Genomic DNA, 15,552 nt, shown 5'->3' on the forward strand with positions numbered 1-15,552 from the left:
TTTTTACTTTAAGTTAATGTTTAGACCGATAGTAAATGTCCTTATCTGTGGATAAAAACTTCCACTACTTACGGGAGATTCAGGATCGTAACCGTCAAAATAATCAGTAAACGTTAGTAAATTTTCGCCCGACACATACGCTCTTAAACGATCTACTCTAAATCTGCTTGTAAAATTCTCCGGTAGTGTATATCCAACCTGAACATTTTTCAATCTTATATAAGACGCGTCTTCTAACCAATAAGTAGATAATCTTTGATTATAAGATTGTTGATAGGTCAATCGGGGATAGGAGGCATTTGTGTTTTCAGGCGTCCATCTATCCAAATGAACAGCTTGTGGAATAGCACTTTCAGAAATTAACGCATGACGCGCCGTTCCCGTCAGTAACCCGTTCACTTTTCCTACACCTTGAATAAATACACTTAGATCAAAATTTTTGTAGTCAAAATCTCCACGGAAACCATAGGTATATCTTGGAATATGACTTCCAATAACTTTCCTATCATTAACCAAGTCTACTTCTCCATCTCCATTTAAATCTTTATAAATTAAATCTCCGGGCTGGACCGGGTCCCCCTGGATATAAGGGAAGTTTGGAATATAAGTATCCGAACCTGCATCATAAGTGAAATCAGATTCTTGTGCTATCCTATCGGCTACTAAACCATAAAATGCATCTAGTGGATCCCCTACCCTTCGAATTCGGTCTCCAATTGTAGGTTCAGTCCCTCCAAGATCAGTAACCTCGTTACGAACATCGGAGATGTTGAAATTCAAATCATAATTAAATTCTTTTATTTGATCTCTCCATCCCAGTTCCAGTTCCCAACCTGTATTTTCTACAGAACCGGCATTTTGATATGGGTAAGCAGGACCTCCAAAAACGTCTGGAATAGGTAATCTCAATAAAATATTGTTGGTATTATTCTCAAAATAATCTGCCGTGATGTTTAATCGATTATCTAAAAAGCTAAGATCTAAACCAACATTTAATTTTTCAGCAGATTCCCAGGTTAAGAGTTCATTCCCAACAGCCGTTTGTCTATAACCAATGGTTACAGCATTTCCTATTGGCATTGTACTTACCGGTCCAAGAACATCCATAAATGCCCAGTCGGCAATCCTGTCATTTCCCTGGGTTCCGTAAGAAGCACGAATTTTCCCAAAATCCAAGATATCATTTTCTAAAAATTCTTCTTCAGTAAAAACCCAACCTAAAGAGGCGGAAGAGAACAAATTCCAACGAACATCTTTAGCAAAACGAGAAGACCCATCATATCTAAAATTTGCTTCGGCTAAATACTTGTCTTTAAATGCATAATTTAATCTTCCAAATACAGATTGTAAGGCATTTTGTGCATTACCCCCACTATTTCTTTGATTATCGGTTCCTAGATTAATATGGCCCACAGAAGTAGACGCTACATCAGTTCTTGATGCCGATAAATCATCGTTTATGGTTTCCTCCTGGGAAACCCCTAATAGGGCCTGAACACTATGATCTTCAGCAAAGGTTCTATCAAATTCGGCCGTACCAACAAAGGTCTGGTAGGTACCTTTATAACTACTTGTTGTAATCTGACTCGGGTTATTAATCTGCCAAACTAGATTACCAGTATCGGCATCATAATAATTTACAGTTCTATCAAATACATTTCTTCTTGAGTTGTATTTCACCAAACCATACCTTCCGCGAATTTTAAATCCATCGAAAATTCTTATTGCTGCGTCAACATTGGCTGTGAATTCCTCAGAAGTAAAATCATTAGTTCCCGCTTCATACGCCGTAGCTACAGGATTACTTGAACCTCCTATATATCCCCAACCTCCATTTGTATTTCTAACAGGAACCAATGGTCTGACAGTAAGAGCCTGGTAAAGTGGGGCGAATCCCTGAGAAGATCCGATATAATTTCTGTCAATATACCCGAGGTTGGTATTTAATTCAATCCTATCTAATAAAGTAGTACTTACCTTAGCTCTAATATTGTGTCGTTTGGCTTCAAACTTATCACCTACTACTAAACCACCTTCTTTAAGTAACCCATAAGAGAGATAGTAATTAAGATTTTCTTCCCCTCCATTTACACTCAGATTATGACTTTCTTGCGGAGCATAGTCTTTGTACACTTCATTTACCCAGTTAGTATTCGCGTAATAATTGGGATCTGAACCATCTCGAGCGATTTGAATCTCTTCTTCAGAATAAGTAGGGTTTCTACCCACATTGATTTGTGACTCATTTAACAACTCCATATATTCGGGAGAACCAAGTTTTTCGGGAATAGCTGTGGGACGCTGCATACCGTAATAGGTATTATAGGAAAGGGTAGGTTCTCCCCCTTTACCAGATTTTGTAGTCACAACAATCACTCCGTTCGCACCCCTTACACCATAAATAGAGGAAGAAGCGGCATCTTTTAATACAGATATACTTTCTATATCACTTGGGTTTAATATATCTAAATTTCCACCCGGCACCCCGTCTATAACTATTAAGGGAGAAGCATTACCCCAGGTTCCAATTCCACGAATCCTGATATCGCCGGAATTATTACCAGGAGCTCCGGAAGCTCCTGTAACAGTAACTCCTGCCATTGAGCCCTGAAGACCAGAACTCACATTAGTAATAGGGCGATCTTCCAGAGTTTCTGAATCGACCTGACTTACCGCTCCGGTTAAATTAGCCTTCTTTTGTGTACCGTATCCTACTACTACTACTTCGTTTAGACCTTCAGAACTCTCTTCTAAAACTATTTCAAATTCAGTTTGCCCATTTAGCATAATCTCCTGAGTTTGAAAACCCAAAAAGGAGAAAATCAAAGTAGTATTTTCATCATCTGTAACACTAAATTCAAACTCACCTTCCATGTCGGTAACGGTACCATTAGAAGTACCATCTTCTGCAACGGTTACCCCTGGAATAGGTAATCCCTCGTCATCTAATACCCTTCCGGATACTTCTCTCTCCTGAGCAAAGCCCACCCAACTGAAAAGGGTACAAAGTACTATAAGTACCTTTTTAATGTTTTTCGTCATAATTTAATTTTTAGTTTTTAGTTATTCATATTGGTTAATTTTTAGAAGGCTTCAAATGTCGGCTTAATTGAATCTCATCCTAAAAAGTTGATTTTAAATAATTATGAAAAAATCATTTCAAATCAGTTAACTAAAGATGTCTTAGGTTAATATTTCACCCCAGGGCCTTTACCCCTCGTGAATCTTAAGCGCAACTTTTCCGTTAACCTGTTTTATTTTTTCATTTGAAAATGAAAAATTTTCTGTCCGCTGATAGAGAACTACTATACATTCTAAAGCTTTTTAATTTTTATATTCCTGAACCAGGTATAGCTGCCGTGATCCTGTAAGCCAATTAGACCGGATTTTGCCGTACCGTAATCAGGAAAATCTTTCCATTTCCCTTCTTTTTTTCTTTGTTCCCATTCTTCTGACCAAGGCTCAAATTCCACCGTCTTTTGACCGTTTAGCCAGTAAGTAACTTTATCCTGAGTAAACCTAATTCTTGTGGTATTCCATTCTCCCACTTCTTTAAGATTATCTTCATCATACTCAGGGTCATACATCCCATAATCTGCCCCAATAGATTGCCAGGGTTTTAATTCCTGAGGAAAACCTTTCTGATCAATAATCTGATATTCGGGAGCTGCATAATACGGGGAGTCATAAGCTTCGTCTTCAACTACGTGATAAAACACCCCACTATTACCTTCCTGCGATATCTTCCATTCCAAATACAGTTCAAAGTTTTCAAACTTCTCTTCTCCGTACACGATATCACCACCTATATCACCACCTTTTCCCAGGGATTTTAAAGTTCCATTTTCTACGACCCAACCCTCTGGAAGACCATCTGCATTTTTCTCATTAAACCCCCGCCAGCCTTCAGCATTTTCCCCATCAAAAAGATATTGCCACTGCTCATCTCTTTCATTGGCCGCTATAGTTTCTACATTATCCTTTTCTTTTATTTCTGTTTTATCTGAATCTTTACCTTCATTTTTACAAGCCACCAGGCACGCAAGAGTAAATATGCTTAGTATTATTTTTTTCATTTTTATATTTTAAAAGGTTATACTATTTTCATTTGTTCTGGATCCCACTGAATAAATTTATTTTGTCGATAACTGTCATTGCATAACAATGCAGGTGCAGCAGCTCTAAATCCGAATACAGGATCTTCTACTACGGTTCCGCCTGTTCTAATAGCATGGAAAAAATTAGCGAAGTGATCGTAATGAGCGCCCTTATAACCGCGTTCAGCTTCGTAAAAGGTATTGGAAGGGGGTAAGATCTTTTTTCGATCGCTACGGGTCATACTTTCTTCAGATGCCTTCTCTGCCGTAAATGGATCATTATCATTCGAAGCCGTGTTTTGTTTAAGCATAACATCGTCCCAGGTAACATCCATGGATCCTTTACTACCCACAATTTTTAAATAAGTACTTCCACTGGTGCCATCTACGAAATTACAGCGTAAAGAAAGATTGAATGCCGGGTGGTTATCGGTATCTGGATAATCAAACATTCCCATTAATACATCCGGAACTTCTCTGCCGTCCTTCCAATATCTTAATCCACCCGTAGCTGCTACTTTGTTTGGGCCATAAGAACCCGTTATAAAATGAAGGCTTGAAAAAAGATGTACGAATAAATCACCGGACATCCCGGTACCATAATCGGTATAGTTTCTCCATCTAAAAAAACGATCTTCATCAAATGGTCTTTTGGTAGTAGGCTCAATAAATTTCTTCCAATCTACTGTTTCCTGGGAGGCATCATTAGGAATAGGATATTGCCACGCCCCTAAAGGAGAGTTTCTGGCCCAAAATCCTTCCGCATAATTAATTTCTCCAATTGCACCTGCTTCCAGTAATTGCTTGGCTTTTTCATTACCAAGAGAAGAAAGACCCTGGCTCCCAACCATAAAAATTCTTCCCGATTTTTCCCACGCTTTAATTACCTCATGCCCCTCCTCTATAGAATGGACCAACGGTTTTTCACAGTACACATGTTTACCTGCCTTTAAAGCATCAATACTGATTTTTTTATGCCAATGATCTGGCGTACCAATTATCACCGCATCAATATCGTCACGCTTAAGGATATCTTCGTACTTTTTGGTAAGGAACAGGTCACTACCCCATCGTGCTTTGGATTCTTCCAATCTACCCTCATATAAATCACAAACGGCAAGTAAATTAATATTGTCATGCTTTAGAGCGGTATTGGTATCTGCAACCCCCATCCCTCCAGCTCCAATTAACGCTATAGCTATTGGCTTGGTGTTTCTTTTAGTTTCGATTCTATTAAGAAAATTTAAGGGTTTTCCTTCTGAGGCAAAAACTGAAGGGATAATGGCCGCAGTGGCTCCTGCTACCCCCAGTTTTTTTATAAAAGAACGTCTATTATTCTCCATAGTTATTAGATAGATTTAATTTTTTAACTGCGTAAATCTAACTAAGGAAGAAGTAATGTTAGGGGTAATAAATGGGGTAAAAAATGAAGAAATTTCTGATTTATTTAACTATTTTCATAAATTCCGGGTCAATAGTCTCGTTGTAATAGCTTTCGTAAAGTTTTTTATAGTTTTCAACGGTTTTTTTTGCGGAACCATATTTTTCCTGTTGTAATAAACAAGAAACTTTTTTCCTAACTGCAGGTTCAAATAAAGGATCTACCACCAAAATTGCTTCAATAACTTCAATTTTTTCAGCGCTATTTAAAACTTCATTTTCAAGAAATGGACTTAATAAGTCCAATACCCTGGAATTATATTCGGCTTTAATAGCATCCAGCCACTCTACCTCTACCTGGGGTAATAAAGGTCCTTTCGAAACAATTCTGGCAAATTCAATAGCCTGAACCTCAGAATGAATTTCCTTTTCTGATGACCAAAAATCAGGTAGTATTTTATTTAGAGTGAAGACATCTATTTTACCATTTTCTGCAATTTCAAGTTGCCATTTCTTTTCGTCAAACAAGATTTCAGATTCAAGCTGTTTCTCTAAAATTTTTCTTAATTCCTTTATTTGAGTACTTCTGTTATTTTTTTTGTTTTGAGCAGGAAATCCAGGCCAAAGGATATCACTGAGTTTTTTGGAAGTAATTCCGCTATCCTTCAATGTAAATAATAAGATCAGGATTAATAGTTCTCGGCGCTTTGGAGAAAACTTAGAAGTAATATCTTCTCCATTCAAGTTCCACACCTTAAACCCATTTAATAAGTTAATGCTGTTTAGTTTGATATTTTGATGAATTGGAGCCAGGGCTTTGTCCTCCAGGGTCGGGGTTTCTTGTTTTGCTGTGGGCTTTTTTCGGAAAATAAAGAATGCAGGGATTATTAGAATCAAAAAAAGACCGGATAAATACAACCAATTATCGGCAAGGAAAGAATGATGATTATCATCCGTTTTCTCCAAATAAACACTTTTGATTTCATCATCACTTAATGCTCTATCCCATATTTTTAAATCACTCATTAGCCCGGAATAGTATTGACCCCAGAGATTTGTTCCTATGAGTAAAGCATGATCGGTCTGTCGAATATCCGAAGCAGCTATCTCCTCTACCAAACTCCCGTTTACATACAAATAAAGCTTTTGTTTTGGCACATATACAAAAGCCACTTGAGTCCACTCCCCCTTTTTTATTACACGCTTTGATGTAGTATGATCTTTAATTCCGGTAGTAGTAAATTGTAATCTACCAAAATAAATTTTAGCTGAAAAGGCTTCCCCTTTACCAATTAAACTAAAACTTCCATCTACCTCATCAGGTTTTATCCAGGCGCTAATACTTATTTCTTCTAGCCACTCCTCCGGTTTATTCCTAATATCTATGTAACTCGAGGCACCATTAAAAATACTGACGCTTTTTTCTCTATTTATATCTTCTACAAAATCTATATCTGTTGGAGTACTTTTGTCAGTCCGATTTGCCAGATTATTAATTTCATCCTCCAGAGGTAAGGAGTATCTTAACCTTTCCCCTAATTCATATTTTATGGCGCGAAATGTTTTAGGGCCGGAGATTCTTGTATTCTTATCGGTAAAATTGTAGATGTCAGGAGAAAACATAAATCCCCTTTTTTGCGGTGATAAGGTCGAATCACTGGTTCTAAAGACACCACAGGTTTCTAAATGGGGGAATTCTTTCCAACTTACATTATTTAATTCTTCATTATTATATGTAACCTTCGCTCTATATACTGGCTCTTTATAGTACTTCTCTTTTAAATATCCTATATCCGCTATATAAGGAGATACAATAAGATCCGGTACCACTCCCTTCGTATGTAATAAATCTTGCAGAAAAAAATCGATCTCTTTTTTACTTTTTAAACTGTCTGTATTAACGCGGTTAAATTCTTTACAAAGTCCTAAATCAGTAAGGGAATCAGGCTGATAAAGGATATTATTAAATCGTTTATTTTCTACAATAAACAGCTTTATTTCTTCTGAGGATTCAAAAAGATTACTGGATATTTTTAATGTGTCCGGGGAAATATTCTGTAATTCTTTCGGCTTAAAATCATGTATAAAAAGAATCTGCTTTTCGGAAGTAAATAATGGCTTCAGACCATTAAAATTGCTTTGAAATTCAGGTAGGGTTTCAATAAAAAAAGCATTATATCCTTTTTGTAGATCACCTGGAAAATCAGAACTTTCTGGTTTTGAAAGCCACAAGGAATCAGGGTGTTTGTTTTGCCCCCAGCTGGAAACACTCCATAAAATAGCAACTAAAATGAAGAATCTCATCATAGGTTTTAAACAGAGGTTAAAGTGGGAGAAAGTTAGTAAAAAAACTCAGAGTTTTGGTTCGACAACCTAATGCACATCCCATTTTATTTATAAGCTCATCGTCTCTAACATTTAAGAAACAAAATTTAATTTCTGAAGTAAATTTTTAGGAATCCATATTAAAAAGAAAATGCTCATCGTATGAGGATGGGCATTCTCAACTATAAATTTTAATGGATAAATTAATCTACTATTTATCTTGTGGAACAATCCTGTACTCGTGGGTCTGCGTAAATATTCTTCCAAACATATCTTCAACTTTTACTTCAATAGTATGAACTCCTTCAGCTAATTTCGTTGGAATCTTTGCACGCCATAGGTGTTTACTTTTAATAGGATTAGATGGTCGTCTACCGGAAAACAATTCTTCGGTTAAATCCCATTCATAAACCATAGCTACGTAAGATGGATCATAATCTTCTACATATTTCATAACTGACCACGATCCGTCATCAATTCGGTATTCAACTTTATCATTTTCGCTTCCCATAAAATAATTAACATAAATACCTGCCTTGGTATTTTGGTCCTTAGCCACTACTCTAGGCGAAAATATCTGCATTTTATAATCTTTGGACTCACCTGCAACCTGGTAATCTATGGTGTATTTATTATCCTTAAAATTTATAACTGCATACCCCTTAGGTGTCCCGTCACGCATAGTTGATACTGGAATACCATTATCATTGAGTTTACCGGAATACCAATCCCCACTAGTTGTTCCCACGTTAAAATGGTGATGGGGGTTTTCTCCGTGCCAGCCGTCATCTTTATTAAAGAAATCCTGTTTCTGAATATGGGTATGTGCCGAGAGAGAAAGAGTATTTGGGAAATCTTTTAATATTTCAAACAGTCGTTGCCTATCCTCATTCCTAAAAGCGTCTCCATTAGGTTCGCTTAATGGAATATGGAAAGACAGAACAATTAAATGATCTTTGGGAACATGTTTTAAGTCGTTTTCAATAAAGTTAAGTTGGTCTTCCCTAAAACCTCCCCAATATCCTTTATTATCCCGCGGATCCGGGTATAATATATCATCCAGGACAATAAAATGTACCTTACCATAATTAAAAGCATAATTAGAAGGACCGAAAAACTTTTCAAAAGTTTCATCACTATGCTCATCCCTATCCACATCAAAATTGAGATCGTGATTACCCAAAACATTATACCACGGTAGTTCTATTTTTTTTATTACCTGGATATATGGATTAAATAAATCTAAATTATTTCCTACAAGGTCTCCCAGCGAAATTCCAAATAATATATTTTCATTTTTATTTACCTGGGAAACCAGACCTTTTTCAAAATAACTCACTTGATCTTCATTATACACCTGGGGGTCCCCAAATATCAAAGCTGAAAAATTTTCTTTTTCATCGTCGTTTTTAATTAAAGGGAAATCCAATTTCCTCGGTAAATCACTCGTAGCTTCAACCCCTTCATATTTTAGATCTGGTGAGCCCTTGGGTTTATGGTTATAATAAAATAGAGGTAAATTATTTTCGTTTACTGGATAATCATATCCAGAAGGTTTGATTACGGAAATGATAAAATCGTTGGAGGCCTGTAATTTATATTTTCCCTTTTTGTCTGTAAGCACTACATTTTCGCCATTGGTTACGGCAACATTTGGTATTCCTGCTTCATTGGAATCCAGCTTTCCGTTACCGTTTTTATCTTCGAAGATAGTGCCTGTTGCGTTTTGCGCTATTACCAACCCAGGGATTGTAATTAATAAATAAGTAATAAGTTTAAAAATCTTCATGCTAATCTATTTTGAGGTGTAAATTTCAGTTTTAAATTGAAAGCTATTATTTATAAAACGTAATCAAAAGGTTATATCTTCTAATGAATGTATGTCATACCTAAGATGTCTCCAGATATTTTCTCTCTTAGATTTCAGCTTAGGAGGTTTCAGTAGTTTCATTTGGAGGTCAGGATTTATCCAGCATATAAAACGAATTAATTCTTATCATATCATTGTTTTTGGGTCTATTTGTCAAATTCTTACTACATCAAATAAACAAACAAAATAATTTAAAATCAAAAATAAGTATAAAAAATTACTTTTTGTTTGTTTTAGTTTCATTTTGATAATATATTTGAAACAGAATATTAGTCAAAATAGAATGAAAAAAACAAATACTCGTGAGAATTCGGATAATGATTCTTTTAAAAGAGATCACATACTTTCTAAATTAGACCTTTCTAAAATTTGGGATGTAATAATTATTGGCGGAGGGGCAACAGGACTGGGGACAGCTCTGGATGCCAGCTCAAGAGGCCTTAAAACATTACTTTTAGAGCAGGCAGACTTCGCAAATGGGACGTCGAGTAGAAGCACAAAGCTTGTACATGGAGGAGTAAGATATCTAGCGCAGGGAAACTTAGGCTTAGTTATGGATGCCCTGAAAGAGAGAGGGCTAATGATTAAGAATGCACCTCATCTTGTAAAAATGCTACCTTTTATAATTCCAAGCTATAAAGCCTGGGACAAGTATTATTATGGAATTGGCTTGAAGATTTATGATTGGATGGCAAAAAGTTTAAGATTTCAAAAAACTAAATTCTTGAACAGAGAGGAAACTTTAAGCCATTTACCAAACATAAATAAAAAAAACCTTAATGGAGGAGTGCTTTATTTCGATGGGCAGTTTGACGATACACGTCTTGCAATAAATTTAGCCCAAAGTGCAGCTGAGCAGGGGGCCAATCTTCTTAATTACTTTGAAGTAACCGAACTTAGCAAGGATGAAAACAAAAAAATAACGGGTGTAAAAGCAAAAGATATCGAAAGCGGCAACGTGTATAATTTTAAATCGAAAGTTGTCATCAATGCCACGGGGGTTTTTGTAGATAACATTCTTAAGATGAATGATTCTTCGAAAATCCCGTTAGTTAAGGCAAGCCAGGGAATTCATTTAGTGTTAGATAAATCTTTTATGAAAAGTGATCACGCGCTAATGATTCCTTCAACTTCAGATGGAAGAGTATTGTTTGCACTGCCGTGGCACGACCATCTTCTTGTAGGAACTACCGACACCCCTGTAGAACAGCACCTTTTGGAACCAAGTGCCCTTGATAGTGAAATAGACTTTATATTAAACAATCTTGAAGAATACCTAACCAGGAAACCATCTAAGAAAGATATTTTAAGTGTGTTTGCGGGTTTGAGACCATTAGTGCAGCCTAATAAAGACAAAGGAACTAAAGAAATTTCCAGAGATCATAAACTAACGGTTTCCAGATCTAACCTTATAACGATTACCGGGGGAAAATGGACTACCTATCGTAAAATGGCTGAAGACACCGTTGATTTCGCTATTGAAACGGGGAATTTGAAAAAATCACCCAGTAAAACTGATCATTTAAAAATACACGGTGCTACCCAGAAAGTAACGGGGAATCATCTAGATATTTACGGTAGTGATGCAGACTTAATTATGAAATTAGCCGAGGAGAATCCAAAACTACAGGAACGACTTAACCCAGAATTTCCAGTTCTGAAAGCTGAAGTGGTATGGGCGGCAAAGTATGAGATGGCCAGAACAATAGAAGATTTTTTAGCCAGAAGAACGCGTTTGTTATTTTTGGATGCAAGAGCAGCTATTGATGCAGCTGAAGAAACGGCAATAATCATGGCTGATGTTTTAGGAAAAGATTCTTCCTGGCAAAATCACCAGATAAAAAATTTCATTAAAATGGCACAAAATTACTTACCCGAACCTTATAACCCAGTAAATAGAAAATCCCAAGAAATAGAAACCAAATAATTATGGAAAAGTATATACTATCATTTGACCAGGGAACCACGAGCTCCAGGGCTATTATATTCAATAAAAATGGAAGCCCGGTTTCTGTTGCGCAGAAAGAATTTGAGCAAATATTTCCAAAACCTGGCTGGGTTGAACATGATCCAGGAGAAATTTGGTCTTCCCAGATCAGTGTCGCTGCGGAAGTAGTTTCCAAAGCTAAACTTAAGTCAGATGATATTCAGGCAATAGGAATCACCAACCAAAGAGAAACCACGGTGGTATGGGATCGTGAAACAGGAGAACCAGTATATAACGCCATAGTTTGGCAAGATCGTAGGACCTCTGACTATTGCGATTTTTTGAAAAAAGAGGGACACGAAGAGATGGTAAGAGAAAAAACCGGTTTAGTTTTAGATGCTTATTTTCTCGCTACCAAAGTCAGGTGGATACTCGAAAACGTTGTAGGGGCTAAAGAAAAAGCCAAAGCAGGAAAACTGGCCTTAGGAACTATTGATTCCTGGCTGGTTTGGAATTTAAGTAATGGTAAAGACCATATAACGGATGTAACAAACGCTTCTCGAACCTTACTCTATAATATTCATACCTTAGAATGGGACGAGGAACTATTAGCTTTGTTTAAAATTCCAAAAAGCATGCTTCCCAGAGTTTGTGATTCCAGTGGAGATCTATCTATGACTTCAGGAGAGATTTTTTCGAAAAAAATTCCCATAACCGGAATTGCAGGTGATCAGCACGCCGCTCTATTTGGACAAATGTGTACCGAAAAAGGAATGGCAAAAAACACCTATGGTACTGGATGTTTTCTTTTAATGAATATTGGTGATAAACCCATAATTTCAAAAAACAAATTGGTTACAACTATTGCCTGGAAAATAGGGGATAAAATAAATTATGCTTTTGAAGGAAGCATCTTCATTGCTGGGGCTGTAGTACAATGGTTACGGGATGGAATGGGATTAATTTCATCTGCTTCAGAAATAGAAGCATTAGCTGCAAAAGTAGAAACTACTGATGGACTTTATCTTGTACCCGCCTTTGCAGGTTTAGGCGCTCCTCACTGGAATCAGCACGCTAGGGGTACTATTGTAGGAATTACCAGGGGAAGCAACCAAAGTCACATTGCCAGGGCTGCCTTGGAAAGCATAGCATACCAAACCTATGATGTAGTAAAAGCTATGGAAGCTGATAGCAAAATAAGTATTAAAGAATTAAGGGTAGATGGCGGGGCTACGGTGAATTCCCTTTTGATGCAAATCCAGGCGGACATTCTGAATACTCGTATCTTACGGCCTGAAATCACGGAAACTACCGCTTTGGGAGCAGCTTATTTAGCCGGATTAGGTGCAGGAATATGGAAAGATATAGAAGAAATAAAAGCAAAATGGAAAGTTATGGAAAGTTTTAACCCTAATGATAAAATCCCCTTGAAAGAAATGCTAGAGGGTTGGCAACGTGCTATAAACACCACTAATTGTTGGTCTAAAAACTAAAATATCATGAATGAATTTACCGCTGAATTTATCGGTACCATGTTTTTAATATTAATGGGGAATGGTGTGGTTGCCAACGTGGTTTTAAAAGGAACGAAAGGAAATAATGGGGGTTGGATAGTAATTACCACCGGCTGGGCGTTGGCGGTTTTTACAGGTGTAGTGATCGCCGCACCTTATAGTGGCGCACATATTAATCCTGCAGTAACTTTAGGATTATCCATAGCTGGAGAATTCCCCTGGACTAAAGTACCTATATTTATAGGTGCACAAATGTTAGGTGCAATGGCTGGAAGTTTTCTAGTTTGGGCCATTTATCGCGAACATTTTAATTGCACCAGTAATTCTGCATTACATTTAGCTGCGTTCAGTACAGCCCCTGCTATTAGAAATAAATTTTCAAATTTACTAAGTGAAATTATTGGAACCTTTACCTTAATATTCGTTATTTTCTATGTAACAAATCCTGTAATGGGAAATGAAAGTGAAACTCCTATAGGTATGGGTTCTCTGGGTGCCATACCAGTTGCTTTTTTAGTATGGGCTATCGGTCTTTCTTTAGGAGGAACTACCGGTTATGCTATCAATCCTGCCAGGGATCTAGGTCCCAGAATTATTCATTCTCTGGTTCCTATAAAAAATAAATGCGAAAGCGATTGGAATTACTCCTGGATACCAATTATAGGTCCTTTAATTGGTGCCACTATAGCAGCGGCCATATATCTTCTTTTAAATATTTAAATTCATCTATCAATTTTTTATTAAAGCCCTATCCATGAAAGCTAAATATCTTTTAATAATTTGTCTCTTATTTATTTCAAAAAACTACGCTCAAAAGCGAGAAGAACCACAAAAACCAAAACTCGTAGTAGGTATTGTGGTGGATCAAATGCGATACGACTATCTTACCCGCTTTTGGGACCGTTTTGAAGACGACGGATTTAAACGTCTTGTCACAGAAGGATATAATTTTAAAAATCATCATTTTAATTATGTGCCAACCTATACTGGGCCGGGCCATGCTTCAGTATGGACAGGTACAACCCCTATGAATCATGGTATTATTGGCAATAATTGGTTTGATAAAGTAAAGGGAGAATCTGTGTATTGTACTGATGATGATTCCGTATCCCCGGTAGGAACCAATTCAAAGGCCGGAAAAATGTCACCGGTATTACTCAAAACCACCACTGTAAGCGATCAAAACAGATTACATACCCAAATGAAGGGTAAAACTATAGGTGTGGCGTTAAAAGATCGAGGCTCAATTTTGCCAGCCGGGCATACCGCTAATGCAGCTTATTGGTTTTATGGAGGAAATGAAGGAAAGTTTATCACAAGTTCATTCTACAGGGTTGATTTACCAAAATGGGTCCAGGATTTCAACAACTCGGGAAAGGTTGAATCCTACCTAAAAGAATGGAATACACTTTACGATATTGAAACTTATACGGCAAGTGGAATAGACGAGAACGATTTTGAACGCGGATTTACAGGAAAGGAAACAGCCACTTTTCCCTACGATTTAAAATCGTTAAGCGGAAAAAATGGTGATTTTGGTATCATTAGTTCTACACCTTTTGGCAATGATTTAACTACTGATTTTGCTCTGGCAGCCTTAAAAGGAGAAAATCTTGGCCAGGATAACATCACAGATTTTTTAACATTGAGCTTTTCCAGCACAGACTATGTTGGCCATAATTTTGGTGTAAACTCTAAAGAAGTAGAAGACACCTATTTACGTTTGGATAAAAATATAGCAAAACTGTTAGAATTCCTCGATAACTATGTTGGTAAAGGAGAGTACACGATATTTCTTACTGCAGACCATGGAGCTGTAGATGTTCCATCTTATTTACAATCGGTAAAGATTCCAGGTGGATATTTTGATGATATCCAATTTACAAAGGACCTGGAAGAATACGTGTTTAATGAATTCAATGAAGAAGATTTAATTCAGAATATTTCCAATGGACAGATATTTTTTAATTATGAAAAGCTCAAAGACGCAAATATCGGTGTTGAAGAGCTGGAGAACTCTGTGGCTTTCTATTGTATTCAACAGACTCAGATTGATAAGGTAGTTACACGTAGTCAACTTACTGGCGCTAACTTTAGCAGTGGTATTAGGGAATTACTTCAAAATGGGTTTAATCAAAAACGCAGCGGGGATGTGGTTTTTGTCTTGAATCCTGCTACTATTGTATATTCTAAAACCGGATCTACTCATGGCAGCGGTCTTACATATGACACCCATGCTCCACTCATCTTTTTCGGCGCAGGAGTAAAGCCAGGAAGTACTACAGAGCGCTCTGAAATCCCTGATATTGCACCAACTGTAGCCAGCCTATTGGGCATTGCTTTCCCTAGTGGAGCTAGTGGAGCACCTCTGTACATGATGTTAGATCAGTAAGCTTAAATATATCGATTGGAATAACACTCTCTAAAATATTTAACACG

General features: G+C 37.0%; 9 protein-coding genes. 4 read left to right on the forward strand and 5 right to left on the reverse strand.

Annotation, left to right across the window (positions count from 1 at the left end; all coding sequences use genetic code 11):
• Window positions 1-3 precede the first annotated feature (3 nt).
• The 5 genes from B4F31_RS07430 to B4F31_RS07450 form a co-directional block, all read right to left on the reverse strand.
• The gene (locus tag B4F31_RS07430) at window positions 4-3,042 is read right to left on the reverse strand and encodes a SusC/RagA family TonB-linked outer membrane protein (protein WP_075325029.1); all 3,039 of its coding nucleotides are present in this window, start codon (window positions 3,040-3,042) and stop codon (window positions 4-6) included.
• Window positions 3,043-3,314: 272 nt separating this feature from the next.
• Window positions 3,315-4,076, reverse strand: coding sequence for a 3-keto-disaccharide hydrolase (locus tag B4F31_RS07435; protein ID WP_093304453.1), 762 nt, complete (start codon window positions 4,074-4,076; stop codon window positions 3,315-3,317).
• Window positions 4,077-4,093: 17 nt separating this feature from the next.
• Window positions 4,094-5,440, reverse strand: a complete 1,347-nt coding sequence (locus B4F31_RS07440) for a Gfo/Idh/MocA family protein (RefSeq protein WP_286760998.1) — start codon at window positions 5,438-5,440, stop codon at window positions 4,094-4,096.
• A gap of 100 nt (window positions 5,441-5,540) precedes the next feature.
• On the reverse strand, window positions 5,541-7,784 hold the full coding sequence (locus tag B4F31_RS07445) for a LamG domain-containing protein (protein ID WP_286760999.1): 2,244 nt from the start codon (window positions 7,782-7,784) through the stop codon (window positions 5,541-5,543).
• 229 nt (window positions 7,785-8,013) lie between these two features.
• Window positions 8,014-9,591, reverse strand: coding sequence for a calcineurin-like phosphoesterase C-terminal domain-containing protein (locus tag B4F31_RS07450; protein ID WP_093304447.1), 1,578 nt, complete (start codon window positions 9,589-9,591; stop codon window positions 8,014-8,016).
• A 364-nt stretch (window positions 9,592-9,955) separates the two neighbouring features.
• Between B4F31_RS07450 and B4F31_RS07455 the strand changes: the two genes are divergently transcribed.
• The 4 genes from B4F31_RS07455 to pafA are packed head-to-tail and all read left to right on the forward strand — an operon-like array spanning window position 9,956 to window position 15,505.
• A complete protein-coding gene (locus B4F31_RS07455; protein WP_075325034.1) occupies window positions 9,956-11,599 on the forward strand; it encodes a glycerol-3-phosphate dehydrogenase/oxidase in 1,644 nt (547 codons plus the stop codon).
• Window positions 11,600-11,601: 2 nt separating this feature from the next.
• Window positions 11,602-13,092: a glycerol kinase GlpK gene (glpK, locus tag B4F31_RS07460; RefSeq protein ID WP_093304445.1), complete on the forward strand. Its 1,491-nt coding sequence runs from the start codon at window positions 11,602-11,604 to the stop codon at window positions 13,090-13,092.
• Window positions 13,093-13,098: 6 nt separating this feature from the next.
• Window positions 13,099-13,833: an MIP/aquaporin family protein gene (locus B4F31_RS07465; RefSeq protein WP_075325036.1), complete on the forward strand. Its 735-nt coding sequence runs from the start codon at window positions 13,099-13,101 to the stop codon at window positions 13,831-13,833.
• A gap of 34 nt (window positions 13,834-13,867) precedes the next feature.
• Window positions 13,868-15,505, forward strand: coding sequence for an alkaline phosphatase PafA (gene pafA / locus B4F31_RS07470; protein ID WP_286761000.1), 1,638 nt, complete (start codon window positions 13,868-13,870; stop codon window positions 15,503-15,505).
• The last annotated feature ends 47 nt before the right edge of the window (window positions 15,506-15,552 follow it).

The sequence above is a fragment of the Salegentibacter sp. UBA1130 genome, from assembly GCF_002311535.1.
Taxonomy (GTDB): domain Bacteria; phylum Bacteroidota; class Bacteroidia; order Flavobacteriales; family Flavobacteriaceae; genus Salegentibacter; species Salegentibacter agarivorans.

What these genes read in the sequence shown, in the direction of transcription:
- B4F31_RS07430 (WP_075325029.1), bottom strand. Translation starts at nt 3,042, where the DNA reads ATGACGAAAAACATTAAAAAGGTACTTATAGTACTTTGTACCCTTTTC.
- B4F31_RS07435 (WP_093304453.1), bottom strand. Translation starts at nt 4,076, where the DNA reads ATGAAAAAAATAATACTAAGCATATTTACTCTTGCGTGCCTGGTGGCT.
- B4F31_RS07440 (WP_286760998.1), bottom strand. Translation starts at nt 5,440, where the DNA reads ATGGAGAATAATAGACGTTCTTTTATAAAAAAACTGGGGGTAGCAGGA.
- B4F31_RS07445 (WP_286760999.1), bottom strand. Translation starts at nt 7,784, where the DNA reads ATGATGAGATTCTTCATTTTAGTTGCTATTTTATGGAGTGTTTCCAGC.
- B4F31_RS07450 (WP_093304447.1), bottom strand. Translation starts at nt 9,591, where the DNA reads ATGAAGATTTTTAAACTTATTACTTATTTATTAATTACAATCCCTGGG.
- B4F31_RS07455 (WP_075325034.1), top strand. Translation starts at nt 9,956, where the DNA reads ATGAAAAAAACAAATACTCGTGAGAATTCGGATAATGATTCTTTTAAA.
- glpK (WP_093304445.1), top strand. Translation starts at nt 11,602, where the DNA reads ATGGAAAAGTATATACTATCATTTGACCAGGGAACCACGAGCTCCAGG.
- B4F31_RS07465 (WP_075325036.1), top strand. Translation starts at nt 13,099, where the DNA reads ATGAATGAATTTACCGCTGAATTTATCGGTACCATGTTTTTAATATTA.
- pafA (WP_286761000.1), top strand. Translation starts at nt 13,868, where the DNA reads ATGAAAGCTAAATATCTTTTAATAATTTGTCTCTTATTTATTTCAAAA.